The following is a 12,942-nucleotide window of genomic DNA, read 5'->3' on the forward strand; positions in this document are numbered from 1 at the left end:
TCTTGGTCATTTTTGGCCCGCCTGGTATTGGATGATCACACGCGCATTGCTTTCGACGCTGTTCTCGGACGTCGCGACGCGACTGACCACGCGCTCCTTGTCCACGCCGGCGTCAATCAGGTGATTGCGCACTGCCACGGTGCGGTAGTAGGCGCGGCGACGCGCGTCGGTGAACTCGGCCGAGCCGATCACGCCGGTGATGACGATCTTGCCCTGCTGCGACTTCACACGCCGCACCCAGTCGCCGATGCTGCCGTCGAGCGTCTTGGCGCCTTCGGCGTTCAGCTCGGTGGCGTCTTTTTCGAAATGCAGCACCACTGCCTTGCTGTCGCCGTCGACCTTGTTGGTGCCGGGAGCGATTTCCCTGGCCTTCTCGACGCGCACCTGGATGTTGTTATTGCCGCCCGCTGGCGCGGCGTCGCTGCGCAGGCTGCCGGCGTCGGCTTGCAGCGGCGGTGCCGCCTGACGCGACTTGAGGTCGGCGATCTCGCGCTTGAGCTTTTCGATTTCATTGGTCTTGTCGCGGCTCTCGCTCTTCAGGCGTGCGGTGTCGGCGTCCGTACCTTGCGGCGCATCGGTCGCATCCGGCTTGACCTTGGTGGAGCCGCTCTGAACCTGGACCGCCCCCTTGGAGACCATTTTGCTGACACGAATCTCCGCCAGCTTCTGCGAGTAATAGAAGAGCGTCACGACAAACACCACGACCACGAAAATCATGACCAGGACGACGTTGGACAACGCATCCACGAACCCCGGCCAGAAATTCTGTTCCTTGCTTCCCGCATCCATCGCGTCCCCAGCCTTCCCTATTTGCCGTTGCGCGACTGGTCATTCAACCGGTCGGGCGATTTGTTGTCAGGCGGCGTCCACGCGCGCCCGGTATTGCGCAATATCTGATAACTGATATCGGCCTGTTGAAACAAGAGCAATGCAAAATCCATGCGCGTCTGGTACGCCTGCTGATAGGCATCGAGTACGTCGAGCAGCTGCTTGCTGCCGGTCGACAATTGCTCGAGGAAGACGTCGGCGACGTTGGCGTTGTTCACATAGATGTCGCGCGAAATATTCATGCGCTTCTTGACCGCCTCAAGCGTGCGGTAGTTGATCTCGACCTGCTCCTTGAGCTTGCGTTCGAGGTCGGAGGCGGTATTGCTTTTTTCCACCAGTTTGGCGCCGATCTGGCGCTGGTAGTACGCGTCCGAGCCGCCGTTGAGCAGATTCATGGTCATCACCAGCATCAGGCGACGATCGGTCACCAGCGTCTGGTCGCCGCCGGCGCCGCGCGTCTTGGACTGCGACCACTCGACCGCGAAGGTCGGCGAGAATTTGGAACGCGCCGACTTCAGCTCTTCACGCACGGCTTCGGTGTCGCTGCGCGCGGCGCGAATGCCGGGGTTGTTGTCGAACACATCCTGCAACGCCAGGCGCGATGTCGGCGGCACTTTCGGCATCATGCGGTCGGGCACCTGCACCTGCCGGACACGCCGGCCGATCAGTTGGGTCAGCGTCACCAAGGTGCTGTCCAGGGTGCCTTCACTATCGAGAATGGCGGAGTCGGCCTGCAGCGAGCGGCCGCGCACACGGTCGTAATCGATCTTGCTGGCGCCGCCGCCTTCCACGCGCTTGCCCATGTAATCCAGCAAATCTTTCATGCGCTGCGCGTAGCTGCGCGAGAACGACAAGGAGGCATAGGCGCGCAACACGTCGTAATAGGCTTTGATGGCGGAGTAATACAGCGACTCGCGCGCATCGTCGCGGCGCTGGTCGGCGGCGCGCGACATGGCGCGCTGCTTCTGGAAGTCGAAATAGGAACCCGGCGCGAAAATCGGCTGGCGGCCGATCAGCGTGGCATCCCAGCGCTTGTGCTGGTCGGCCTGGACGATATTACCGTTGTCGTCGCGGAACGAGGCCGGCGAAGAATATTCGCGCCCTTTTTGCGTACGCACGTCGAGGGTCGGCCCCAGTTGCCCCAGCGCCGCCTTGGCGGCGTAGTCGGCCTGGTCGGCCTGGGCCGATGTGGCGGCGTAGCTGTAACTGTTGTCGAGCGCGAGATCGATTACCTGATCCAGGGTCAGGAAAGGCACCTGTTCCTCACCGACGGTTTCCGAGGTGATATAGGGCAAGTCGATGGCGCTGCCGGTAAAAGCGGGATCGGACTGACGCAGCAGCGCCAGGATTTCATCATTGGACGCCGCAGCAGCCTCGGTTTTTGTTGCGGCATCGGCGACGGCGGTGGAAGCGGCAGAAGCGGCAGAAGTGGCAGAAGCGCCGACGCTAACAGCCTGCCCGGGCGTGACATCTTCATCGCGCACAGGAATTACTCGCATTTGAGGCGGCATGTCCAGGGCGGCCGCAACCAGTTTTGCCTGCGCGAGCGGCGGCATTCCGGATTTTAAATTTCCGGAAAGAAATTTTCCACTGGAAAGCGCAGGCAATGTAACGGCGTCCGATGCTGCAAACACGTCCGACATGATCGATAAGAACAGCGCACCAAAGACTAACGTCTTGTTTCTATATGTCATTATTAGATACAACAGATCAATCCGGAGATTGACCCCCTCCCATCATACGAATGAAATTCAACGAGCCTGAAACTTGACCAACTTCAATCGTCCCCGGAAATGCCATATCTTTTTATTTTGATTTTGGTGGGACCTTTTATTATTGCTGCCGCATTATACGTTAGACAACACTAAGAATCTGCTCGCATTAAAATCGCATAATTAACAATGAGTTGTCGTCAAATAACCGGATTGTCGAGAAATCCATGCGCCCCATTTGATGATGTCCCAGCGCAGCCGGCATTGTCCCGATCAAATATTGTGTGCGTATGACATTGACGGCAATCGGTATGCTCATATCATTCCCGCACGGGAAATTTTTCTCCGGCACCATTGAAATTCGCCCAAGCAACCGCATTCTCCTTAAAATACGCGGTCGCTACACTCAGGCGCTCCTTCTCCCTGAGATGCAGCGGAACTCTTTTTGCAGTCGAAACTCCTTTTTTCAATTCATGAGGTAAGTACACATGGCAGCACCCGAGAAGCAAACCCTGGGCTTCCAGGCCGAAGTCAAACAACTGTTGCAGTTGATGATTCACTCCTTGTATTCGAACAAGGAAATCTTCCTGCGCGAACTGATCTCCAACGCGTCCGATGCGTCCGACAAGCTGCGCTTCGAAGCCATCAACAACAGCGCACTGTTCGAAAACGATCCGGAACTGAAGATCACCGTCGCCTTCGACAAGGCCGCGCGCACGATCACCATTTCCGACAATGGCATCGGCATGAACCGCGAGGAAGCGATCTCCCACCTGGGTACGATCGCCAAGTCCGGCACCAAGGAATTTTTCTCGAAACTGTCGGGCGACCAGCAAAAGGATGCAGCGCTGATCGGCCAGTTCGGCGTCGGCTTCTACTCCGGCTTCATCGTCGCCGATCGCATCACGGTCGAAACCCGTCGCGCCGGCACGCCGGCCAATGAGGGCGTGCGCTGGGAATCCGAAGGCGCCGGCGAGTTCTCGATCGAAGCGATCGACAAGCCGGGCCGCGGCAGCGACGTGATCCTGCATCTGCGCGAGGGCGAAGACGAGTTCCTGTCGTCGTGGCAGTTGAAGAACATCATCCGTAAATACTCCGACCACATCTCCCTGCCGATCCTGATGCAGAAGGAAGAATGGGACGAAGAGAAGAAGGAAACCGTTGCCAAGGACGAGCTCGAAACCGTCAACCAGGCCAGCGCCCTGTGGACGCGCAGCAAGTCCGACATCACACCGGAACAATACGAAGAGTTCTACAAGCACATCTCGCACGACTTCGGCGCGCCGCTGGCTTACACGCATAACCGCGTCGAAGGCCGCAGCGAATATACGCAGTTGCTGTACATCCCGGCCCGCGCGCCGTTCGACATGTGGGACCGCAACAAGCGCGGCGGCATCAAGCTGTACGTCAAGCGCGTCTTCATCATGGACGACGCCGAGCAACTGATGCCGGTGTACCTGCGCTTCGTCAAGGGCGTGATTGATTCGGCCGATCTGCCGTTGAATGTGTCGCGCGAAATCCTGCAGGAGTCGCGCGACGTCAAGGCCATCCGCGAAGGTTCGACAAAGCGCGTGCTGAGCTTGCTGGAAGAACTGGCAAACAGCGACGAGCAGGAACAGAAGGACAAGTACGCCGGCTTCTGGACCGAGTTCGGCCAGGTGCTGAAAGAAGGCATCGGCGAAGACGCGGCCAACAAGGAACGCATCGCCAAGCTGCTGCGCTTCGCATCGACGCACAACGATTCCGACGCGCAGACCACGTCGTTTGCCGATTACATCGGGCGCATGAAGGAAGGCCAGGACAAGATTTATTACGTCACCGGCGAGAACTACCATGCGGCAAAGAACAGCCCGCATCTGGAAATCTTCCGCAAGAAAGGCGTGGAAGTCCTGTTGCTGACCGATCGCGTCGACGAATGGATGCTGTCGTTCCTGCAGGACTTCGACGGCAAGGAACTGGCCTCGGTGGCCAAGGGCGGCCTCGATCTCGGTTCGCTGGAAAACGAAGCCGAGAAGAAGCAGCACGAAGAAACCGAAACCCAGTTCAAGGACCTCGTCGAAAAGATGAAGACCTCGCTGGGCGACAAGGCCAAGGATGTGCGCGTGACGTTCCGCCTGACCGATTCGCCGGCCTGCCTGGTGGTGGACGAAAACGAATTGTCGGGCAACTTGCTGCGCATGCTCAAGGCCGCCGGGCAGGACGCGCCGGAAGCCAAGCCGATTCTGGAAATCAATCCGGAACATCCGCTGGTGCAGCGCCTGAAGTATGAAGACGCCAAGTTCGACGACTGGTCGCACATCCTGTTCGACCAGGCCTTGCTGGCCGAAGGCGGCGCGCTGACGGATCCGTCCGGCTTCGTCAAACGCCTCAACGACATGCTGCTGGGCATGGCTTCAAAGTAAGAAGATTCCTGCAGTCTTCTCAACGGCGGCCTTGCGGTCGCCGTTGTCGCTTCCGGCGCGGTTTTCCGTTACAGTAAAGCTCGCCATCGGCCTTCGCATCGATCCTCATGGAATTCAACTTCATCAATCCGCGCAAAAACGCGCTGGTCTACCTCATCAAGATCCTCTCCGGCTCGCTGATCCTGTGGTACGGATTGCGCGCTTGCGGCTTGCCGGAACCTTACTGGGCGATGATTTCGCTGATCATCGTGACCGAACCGGACATGACCGTGGCCAAGGCGAATTTCCGTGCGCGCCTGATCAACACCATCTCGGGCGCCATCATCGCCTGCCTGTGCCTGGTGATCTTCGGCGCCACGTTCCTGTCGATGCTGATCGCCCTGACCAGCGCGGTGCTGGTGGCCATGCTGTGGCAGAACTATCCGAGCAACTGGCGGCTGGGACCGGCCACGGTGGTGATCCTGATGTCGGCGGCATTTGCCGGCGGCGGCTTGCACGAGGAACTGCACCTGGCGCTGCTGCGCGTATCGGAAGTGATTGCGGGCAGCACCGTCGCGCTCTTGCAGACCGTGGTCTACATCGGCTTCGTCAATCGCCTGCGCCATGGCGACTGAACTGCGCCACTCGCGCATCCTGTTGCGCCCCTGGCGCGCGGGAGACGCCGCAGCCTGCGCGGCGATGACAGCCGACCCCGAGGTGATGCGCTATTTCCCGTCCGTCCTGAGTCCGGCCGACAACGCGCTGCTGGTCAAACGCATCGACGAACATTTCAATGAACACGGCTACGGTTTGTGGGTGCTGGAAATTCCCGGCGAGCTGGAGTTCGCCGGCTTTGTCGGTCTGCTGCGCGTGGCGTTCGAGGCGCACTTCACGCCGGCGGTGGAGATCGGCTGGCGCCTGGTGCCTGCTGCATGGGGCAAAGGTTACGCCACCGAGGCCGCACAGGCGGTACTGCGCCACGCCTTCAATGTGCTCGGCATGAAAGAGATCGTGTCCTTCACCGCGGCCGGCAACAAGCGTTCGCAGGCGGTCATGCGCCGCCTCGGCATGTACACGCGTGCGGAAGATAACTTCGAACACCCGCGCCTGCCGACCGGCCATGCGCTCAGCGTGCACGTGCTATACCGGCTGCGGCGTGAACAGTGGCTGCTGCAAGCAGCTTACGACGGCTTCGAACAGCCGCTTCCCGTACGGTCATGAGGTTCATCAGGTCCATAAAAAAAACGCTGCGTCCGACCTGATGGCGGAACACAGCGGTTCGTATGGCGAATAATCCTGCCTGGTACGTATCTAATGCGTAGTCAGTGCGTAGTCAGTGCATCTTCAGTGAGTTACGCGCGTCGTGCGGCCCGACGACAACAGACGCACGCGCTCGCCGACGCGGAACAGCTCATCCGCATCCTGGGTGATGGCGCGCAGTTCGCCGTTGTCCAGGCGCACGGTGATTTCCAGGCCCGGCTTGTTGGCCAGGCTGGCTTCCGCGCGGTTGCCTGCGACGCCGCCGATCAGGGCGCCGACAATGCCTGCCGCCAGCGCGCCGTTGCCGCCGCCGATGGCGGAACCGGCTGCAATGCCGCCCAACGCGCCGCCGGCAACCGTGCCGACGCCGGTAGCGCCCTTGTCGATGGTGACGTTGCGGACGGACTCGACCACCCCCATGCGCACCGTCTGTTCACCTTGCGCCTGGCGCGTGTTGTACACGCTGGCGGAATTCGGGGTAACGGCGCAGCCTGCGGCGAGCGTGCTGATGGCGGCGATTAAAAGCAATTTCTTCATACAAGACTCCAACGGAAAGTTTGCCCGGTCATGGGAACAGTGGGCGGCGTTCATGCTGCATGCCATATTCTGAGCACTTCAGGCATAGCAAACAATTCTTGGCATTTTAATACAGACCGCTTCTTGACCGGCTTTCCACGCTTTCGTTCATTTCTTCAGCGGTTCTTCATATCGGATGCTGAAGCGAACAAGGGGCATCGACAAGTGTCCATGAAACTCAGCGGCCGCCCGAAACGTCGATGAAGGTGCCGGTCGCATACGATGCTTCGTCCGACAGCAGCCACAGGACCGCATTGGCGACTTCTTCGGCGCTGCCGCCGCGCTTCATCGGCACGGCGTCCTTGAGGCGGTCGACGCGCCCTGCCTCGCCGCCGCTGGCGTGGATGTCGGTATAGATCAGCCCGGGGCGGATGGCGTTGACGCGGATGCCTTCGGCGGCGACTTCCTTGGCCAGGCCGATGGTGAAGGCATCGATCGCCCCCTTCGAGGCGGCGTAGTCGACATATTCGCCCGGGCCGCCCAGCCTGGCGGCCATCGACGACAGGTTGACGATGGCGCCGCCCTTGCCGCCGTGCCTGGTCGACATGCGACGCACCGCTTCACGCGCGCACAGCAGGCTGCCGGTGACGTTGGTCAGCAGCACGCGGTTGATGCGGTCTGCGCTCAGTTCGTCGAAGCGGGACTGGTGCTCCAGGATGCCGGCGTTATTGACCAGCGCGGTGAGCGTGCCGAGCTCCTTGTCGACGGTCTGAAAGAGATGCAGGATATCGGCCTCCACCGCCACGTCCGATTTCACGGCGATCGCACGGCCACCGGCCTTGACGATGCCCTCCACCACGGCGTCGGCCGCAGCGCGGTTCGATACATAGCTGATGGCGACTGCGTAGCCGCGCGCGGCCGCCGATTGTGCAACTGCGGCACCGATGCCGCGACTGCCGCCGGTAACGATGATGACTGGTTGTCCCATGTGTTTTATCCTTGTGTGTGGTCGTGAAGAGCCTTGGATGGCGAGAGTAGAACCTTCGCCAAATAGTGTAGCCTTATTCCCCCGGCCGCGTCTGATGGCCGGGCCTGAAAAAATTTCAACTTTGATTTCAACCCGCCCTCCTGATTCATGACCCGCAAACGCAGTTTCCCCCACGTCACCAACGCTGACACCCGCGTGCTGATCCTCGGTAGCCTGCCGGGCGACGCTTCACTGGCGCATAGCCAGTATTACGCTCATCCGCAAAACAAATTCTGGGAGTTGATATCGGAAGTGGTCGGTGAAAATTTGCGCGCGATGGAATACGACCAACGCCTGCTGGCCTTGCTGACGCATGGCGTTGGATTGTGGGACGTGATCGCCGAAGCGCGCCGCACAGGCAGTCTCGACAGCAACATTGCAGACCATGCCGGCAACGACCTGGCCGGCATGCTCGACGAATTGCCGCAGTTGACGACGATAGGTTTCAATGGCGGCACCGCCGCGAAACTCGGATTGAAAGTATTGGGAGAGCGTGCGGCGCAATACCGTATCGTGCTGCTGCCGTCGAGCAGCCCGGCGCATACGATGGCTTATGCGAAAAAACTGGCGCAGTGGCTCAACCTTCGGATGTAAACGAATGACCTGCGGAGACGATACCGGCGTATCGCCTCCTGCCGGCAAGCCTTGCTCTACGGCGCGAGTTTGCCGATGTCGCCGTAAGCACGGTTCAGCCACACCTTCACGCGCTGCCGTTCCAGCAGGCCCAGGCCGGCAGTGGCGCGATCGGGGTGGTTCAGCGCAGCCCAGAAACTGGCGCTTTGCTGATCGATCTTTTGCATGGTGGTGTCCGGCAGGCGGCGCAGGCGGATCACGCTTGCGCCCAGTTGTTCTGCGCGCTCGCGCTCGCCTGATGCATCCAGAATGTCGAAACGATCGCCGCGGACTTCGTTGAGCACCAGCACCAGCTTGAGTCGCCCGCCGAACTGATCGAGCCATTTGCGCAGCAGGTCGACCGAATCGCGTCCGGTATCCATGACGTGCCACCAGGTCAGCGTCATGTTGTGCTCGGCCGCAAAATCCAGCACGCCGGAGTCTTCGATCCATGTTGTCAGCGACTGTTGCGTCTGGGCTGCAAGGTCGACCAGGATGCGGCCTTGCGGATCTTCGAGGGCGTATTCAATAAGCGGATCCAGGGCGTCATGCTGGTCCAGCACGATCGGCGCGGAAAAATCTCCGTAAAAACGCAGCAGCGCGCCGTGCGACTTGTCGGTGTCGAAACCGCGGAAAGGAATATTCCAGTCGATGAAGTATTGCGCCAGCACCCGGGAAACCAGCGATTTTCCGACGCCGCCTTTTTCACCACCGATGAAGTGAATATGACTCATTGCTGTGGATCCTTTTTAAACGAGTAAATGTTGAGCAGAGACGAGAACGTCAACAGCAGGCAATGAGCGTGCCAGGAACGGACCACATGATGATCTATGACCGGAAGAAAAGAATATCGTAGAACGAGCCGTTGAAGCCGCCGTTCAGAATCAGATATTGCACCGCCCGGCCGAACAGCACGATGCCCCCAAAGACAATCGCGAGCCGGAGGATGAAGAGTATTTTCTTGAGCATGGACGCAAGTGTAGCTGAACCTGCACGCCAGGCGTCAAACGCAGGCGGCAAAACGGCTCCTGCCCCGCGAGCCGCTCCGTTCTGCATGCCGGTCCTCCCGGCAAGGTATCATTCGGCAATTCGAATTCGGGCAACATCATGCTGATCAAACGCAAATCCATCGAGGCGCAAGCCAACACTAAAGCCGGTCCTGGTCCGGACAAGGACAAGGCCAACTCCAAGGCCAAGCCCAGGTCGAAAGTCACCGCACCGCGCAAGCCGCGCTTTGCGCCGGTCACGTTGTCGGAGCAGGATGGCGTGCGCTACCTGCATTTCGGCACCGAATGGGTGCAAGGCGCCATGCGCATCCGCAAGCCCGACTGGATCGAGCTTGAATACGCGCAACAGATGATGAGCTGGATGTTGTTCAACCAGGCGCCGCAACATATCGTTCAACTCGGCCTCGGCACGGCGGCGCTGACCAAGTTCAGCTACCGCCAGTTTCCCAAGGCGAACGTCACGGCGGTCGAACTGAACCCGTCGGTGATCGCGATTTGCCACAGCATGTTCAAGCTGCCGCCGGAAGACGATCGCCTGTCGCTGCTGGAAATGGACGCCAACGATTTCATCCACGACGAGCAGCGCCACGGCACCATCGATGCGCTGCAAGTCGACCTGTACGACGCCACCGCACGCGGCCCGATGCTCGACACGCCGGAGTTTTACAAGGCCTGCCGCGACAGCCTCAGCGAGGATGGCGTCATGACGGTCAACCTGTTCGGCGACCATCCCAGCTACGCCAAGAACCTCAAGGCGATGCGCTACGCTTTCGACCAGGTCATCTCGCTGCCCGAAGTCCATGACGGCAACGTCGTAGCGATCGGATTCAGGAACGCCGTGGAATTCGACTTCCCGGCGCTGTACGAGCGCGCGGAAGAAATCAAGGCCGCCACCAAGCTGCCGGCGAAATCGTGGGTGAACGGGATCAAGAGCAATTTCTGAGCGGGGCATCTGCTTCGACAGGTCCGGCAAGCCGCCTCAATCGTTCATATATGCAGCTGAATAGCAGCGCCGGCGCGGGTTTTCAGAGGGAGATGGATATTTTTTAGATTTTTTCAAAAAGGGGCTTCCAAGTTTGAAAATAATCGGGTTATAATCACGCCTCTTCATCGGGGGGCGTTAGCTCAGTTGGTAGAGCAGCGGACTCTTAATCCGTAGGTCGAGTGTTCGAGTCACTCACGCCCCACCAAAGAATACAAAGGACTTGAATCGAAAGATTCAGGTCCTTTTTCTTTTGCCGGGCCGGAAACGAATGCATTGCATGAACGCGGCGCATCCGGATTTTTCCCCCGCCAAAACAAACATCCCGCCAGCAGGCGGGATGTTTTGCAAATCACTTCTCTTGCGTGGGCTTCTGATTCTGCGGCTGCCTACAATTTCCCCGCCGCCACATCCTCGTCAATTGCCTCGCGCGCCATCGCCACTGCATTGTCTTCCGCTTCCTTGCGCGTGTTGCCGCGGAACGGAGTGACGTTGGCGCGGCGGAATGGCACCGGGTTGTCGTTGCGATGCAATTGATAAGCGCCGACCCAGGTGCCGTCGCGTTGTTCGCTGCCGCTGGCGCGGATGAAGTAGCCCTTGTGTTCGTAGGAGTCGAGGTCGAGTTCGGAGTCGATCAGCGCGCGTGCGAATGCCGCGCCGGCCATCTGGGCGGCATGGACCGTGTCGAAGGGCGAACCCTTGATGTTCGGGTATTCTTCTTCACCGTCAACCTTGATGCTGCAAAACACGCCCTTCTTGCCGGGCTGGATACTGTCGATCACGATGAAATGCTTGCCGCGATGGGTGGAACCGTACTGCGCCATTGTTTCTGCCTCTATGGATAATTAGCAAGCATCGTAGCATATGCCCCTCTTGCATGAAGGCAACCCCTCGTGCGTGCCATGGACGGCTACAATATGCGTCAAACAAATTCACGGGACAAGTTCATGGAAGCAGAATTCTGGCTGGAGCGCTGGCGCGACGGGCGCACGCATTTTCATCAAACCCGCGTGACCCCGCTGCTGCAAAAATACTGGCCGGCGCTGGCGCTGCCGCAAGGCAGCCAGGTGCTGGTGCCGCTGGCGGGCAAGTCGCTCGACATGGTGTGGCTGGCGTCGCAGGGACACCGCGTGCTGGGCGTGGAATTGTCGCAGCTGGCAGTCGAGCAGTTCTTCGATGAAAACCGGCTGCAACCGCAAATCCGCGAATCCGCTTACGGTCGCCACTATACGGCCGGCGACGTCGAGATCATTTGCGGAGATATCTTCAAGCTGGATGCGGCGCTGCTGTCGGCATGCGTCGGGGTCTATGACCGCGCCGCGCTGGTGGCGCTGCCCGCCGACATGCGTGCACGCTATGCCCGGCACGTCTACGGCCAGTTATCCGCGCACTATCGCGGCATCCTGATTACGCTCGACTATCCGCAGGAACAGATGGACGGCCCGCCGTTCTCGGTCGGCGATGCAGAGGTGCAGGCGATCTTCGCAGCGCATTCGGAAGCGCTCGTGATCGACCGCCGCGACATCCTCGACAAGGAGCCGAAGTTCAGCGAGCGCGGCGTCACCCGGCTCGATACGGTGGTGTATCAGTTGCAGCGCAAAGGCTGATTTCCCTCGTCACGCGTCATTTGATCTGCCCGATCTTGCGCAGGAAGTCTTCGACGTCCTTGCTCGCCAGATCGCGGTAGCGGTTGTCGAACGAGCCGACGGTGACGCCCACGCTCTGGCAATCCTTGTACATCTTTTTTTCGTCCGCCAGCGACAGCTTGTCGCTGCTGCCGACCAGGTGGCGGCTCCAGCTGGCGATGTCGGTTTCGGTCATCGGGCAGTTGCGCGTGGAAGTGCCGAGCCTGAGGTAATGCACGCCCTGATTGCCATCGAAGCTGTGGTGCGCGCCGTCGTAGACGCGATAGTCGATGACACCCGGATATTCTTCCTGCATGCCCTTGATCTGGTCGAGGCAAAACTTCGCCGGCGTGTAGTCGTCCTTGCTGCCCATCAGGAACAGCATCGGCGCGCCTGTTTTGTCGTAGCTGCCGTTTTTGCGGAAGCGCGAATTCTGGCAGCCGGGATAGGCGGGAATGTGGAAGGCGAATTGCAGGTTCTTATTCTCGCGCAGCACGTTGTCGCGGAAGGATTTGACCGCGGTTTCATTGGCGGCGATGCCACCCCGGCTGAAGCCGATGATGCCGATGCGGTCGGCGTCAAAGCGTGGATCGGCGGCAAGGAATTTCAGCGCGAAAAAAGCGTCGGCGGTGTCGGCTGCATTGCTGACCAGGTTCTGGTCCTCCACCGTGCTCTCGACACCGCGCGGGGTAAACGAATCGACCACGAAGGCGGCGAAGCCGAGCTTGTTGAAATACGGCGCCCAGAACCCGGTGTCCTTGGATTGCACGCCGGCGCTGCCGTGCGCAATCACGACCACAGGAATCTTGCCGGCCGGCGGATTCGGCGGCAGCATCAGGTAACCGAAAATCTCGATCGGTTTGCCCACCCGCTTTGCCATCTCGAACTTGTTGGCGTATTCGGCCGAAGGGAAGCTGATCTTTTGCTGGGCAGAGGCAAGGCCCGACCAGGACAACACGGAGCACGCCGTCAGGATGGACATCAGTACCTGC

14 protein-coding genes and 1 tRNA gene are annotated in these 12,942 nt (G+C 59.8%); 7 read left to right on the forward strand and 8 right to left on the reverse strand.

What is annotated here, in order from left to right; genetic code table 11:
- Positions 1 to 6: 6 nt before the first annotated feature.
- Together DXT88_RS18135 and DXT88_RS18140 are read right to left on the reverse strand one after the other, a co-directional pair.
- Entirely contained in the window at positions 7 to 789 is a 783-nt protein-coding gene (locus DXT88_RS18135; protein ID WP_265215475.1) for an OmpA family protein, read from the reverse strand.
- Between the two features lie 17 nt (positions 790 to 806).
- Positions 807 to 2,327, reverse strand: coding sequence for a TolC family protein (locus tag DXT88_RS18140; RefSeq protein ID WP_407649364.1), 1,521 nt, complete (start codon positions 2,325 to 2,327; stop codon positions 807 to 809).
- 701 nt (positions 2,328 to 3,028) lie between these two features.
- Here DXT88_RS18140 and htpG point away from each other — a divergent pair.
- The 3 genes from htpG (at position 3,029) to DXT88_RS18155 (ending at position 6,142) form a co-directional block, all read left to right on the forward strand.
- Positions 3,029 to 4,942, forward strand: coding sequence for a molecular chaperone HtpG (htpG, locus tag DXT88_RS18145; RefSeq protein WP_265215477.1), 1,914 nt, complete (start codon positions 3,029 to 3,031; stop codon positions 4,940 to 4,942).
- 107 nt (positions 4,943 to 5,049) lie between these two features.
- Positions 5,050 to 5,556 (forward strand): FUSC family protein, encoded by a 507-nt coding sequence (locus DXT88_RS18150; RefSeq protein WP_016833355.1) that lies wholly within the window; start codon positions 5,050 to 5,052, stop codon positions 5,554 to 5,556.
- Entirely contained in the window at positions 5,546 to 6,142 is a 597-nt protein-coding gene (locus DXT88_RS18155; protein ID WP_265215478.1) for a GNAT family N-acetyltransferase, read from the forward strand. The genes DXT88_RS18150 and DXT88_RS18155 overlap by 11 nt, the downstream gene beginning before the upstream one ends.
- A gap of 123 nt (positions 6,143 to 6,265) precedes the next feature.
- Here the strand turns inward: DXT88_RS18155 and DXT88_RS18160 are convergent, their stop codons facing one another.
- Together DXT88_RS18160 and DXT88_RS18165 are read right to left on the reverse strand one after the other, a co-directional pair.
- On the reverse strand, positions 6,266 to 6,718 hold the full coding sequence (locus tag DXT88_RS18160) for an outer membrane lipoprotein (protein ID WP_265215479.1): 453 nt from the start codon (positions 6,716 to 6,718) through the stop codon (positions 6,266 to 6,268).
- Positions 6,719 to 6,935: 217 nt separating this feature from the next.
- A complete protein-coding gene (locus tag DXT88_RS18165; RefSeq protein ID WP_265215480.1) occupies positions 6,936 to 7,685 on the reverse strand; it encodes an SDR family oxidoreductase in 750 nt (249 codons plus the stop codon).
- A 147-nt stretch (positions 7,686 to 7,832) separates the two neighbouring features.
- Here DXT88_RS18165 and DXT88_RS18170 point away from each other — a divergent pair, with 147 nt between their 5' ends.
- Positions 7,833 to 8,318 carry a DNA-deoxyinosine glycosylase gene (locus tag DXT88_RS18170; RefSeq protein ID WP_265215481.1) on the forward strand — a complete coding sequence of 162 codons (486 nt, stop codon included), beginning with the start codon at positions 7,833 to 7,835 and terminating at the stop codon, positions 8,316 to 8,318.
- Between the two features lie 56 nt (positions 8,319 to 8,374).
- Here DXT88_RS18170 and DXT88_RS18175 read toward each other — a convergent pair whose 3' ends face one another.
- Both DXT88_RS18175 and DXT88_RS18180 read right to left on the reverse strand, forming a co-directional pair.
- On the reverse strand, positions 8,375 to 9,070 hold the full coding sequence (locus tag DXT88_RS18175) for a P-loop NTPase family protein (RefSeq protein ID WP_016833350.1): 696 nt from the start codon (positions 9,068 to 9,070) through the stop codon (positions 8,375 to 8,377).
- Between the two features lie 94 nt (positions 9,071 to 9,164).
- Positions 9,165 to 9,392: a hypothetical protein gene (locus DXT88_RS18180; protein ID WP_265215482.1), complete on the reverse strand. Its 228-nt coding sequence runs from the start codon at positions 9,390 to 9,392 to the stop codon at positions 9,165 to 9,167.
- 51 nt (positions 9,393 to 9,443) lie between these two features.
- On the opposite strand from DXT88_RS18180, the gene DXT88_RS18185 reads away from it, so the two are divergent.
- Positions 9,444 to 10,286, forward strand: a complete 843-nt coding sequence (locus tag DXT88_RS18185; protein ID WP_016833348.1) for a spermine/spermidine synthase domain-containing protein — start codon at positions 9,444 to 9,446, stop codon at positions 10,284 to 10,286.
- A gap of 171 nt (positions 10,287 to 10,457) precedes the next feature.
- Positions 10,458 to 10,533, forward strand: a tRNA-Lys gene (locus DXT88_RS18190).
- A gap of 181 nt (positions 10,534 to 10,714) precedes the next feature.
- On the opposite strand, the gene DXT88_RS18195 is transcribed toward DXT88_RS18190, so the two are convergent.
- Positions 10,715 to 11,149, reverse strand: a complete 435-nt coding sequence (locus DXT88_RS18195) for a DUF6566 family protein (protein WP_016833347.1) — start codon at positions 11,147 to 11,149, stop codon at positions 10,715 to 10,717.
- Positions 11,150 to 11,272: 123 nt separating this feature from the next.
- Between DXT88_RS18195 and DXT88_RS18200 the strand changes: the two genes are divergently transcribed.
- Positions 11,273 to 11,932, forward strand: coding sequence for a thiopurine S-methyltransferase (locus DXT88_RS18200; RefSeq protein WP_265215483.1), 660 nt, complete (start codon positions 11,273 to 11,275; stop codon positions 11,930 to 11,932).
- Between the two features lie 16 nt (positions 11,933 to 11,948).
- Here the strand turns inward: DXT88_RS18200 and DXT88_RS18205 are convergent, their stop codons facing one another.
- The gene (locus tag DXT88_RS18205) at positions 11,949 to 12,932 is read right to left on the reverse strand and encodes a dienelactone hydrolase family protein (RefSeq protein WP_265215484.1); all 984 of its coding nucleotides are present in this window, start codon (positions 12,930 to 12,932) and stop codon (positions 11,949 to 11,951) included.
- Positions 12,933 to 12,942 lie beyond the last annotated feature (10 nt).

The sequence above is a fragment of the Herbaspirillum lusitanum genome (assembly GCF_026127345.1).
Lineage (GTDB): Bacteria > Pseudomonadota > Gammaproteobacteria > Burkholderiales > Burkholderiaceae_D > Herbaspirillum > Herbaspirillum lusitanum.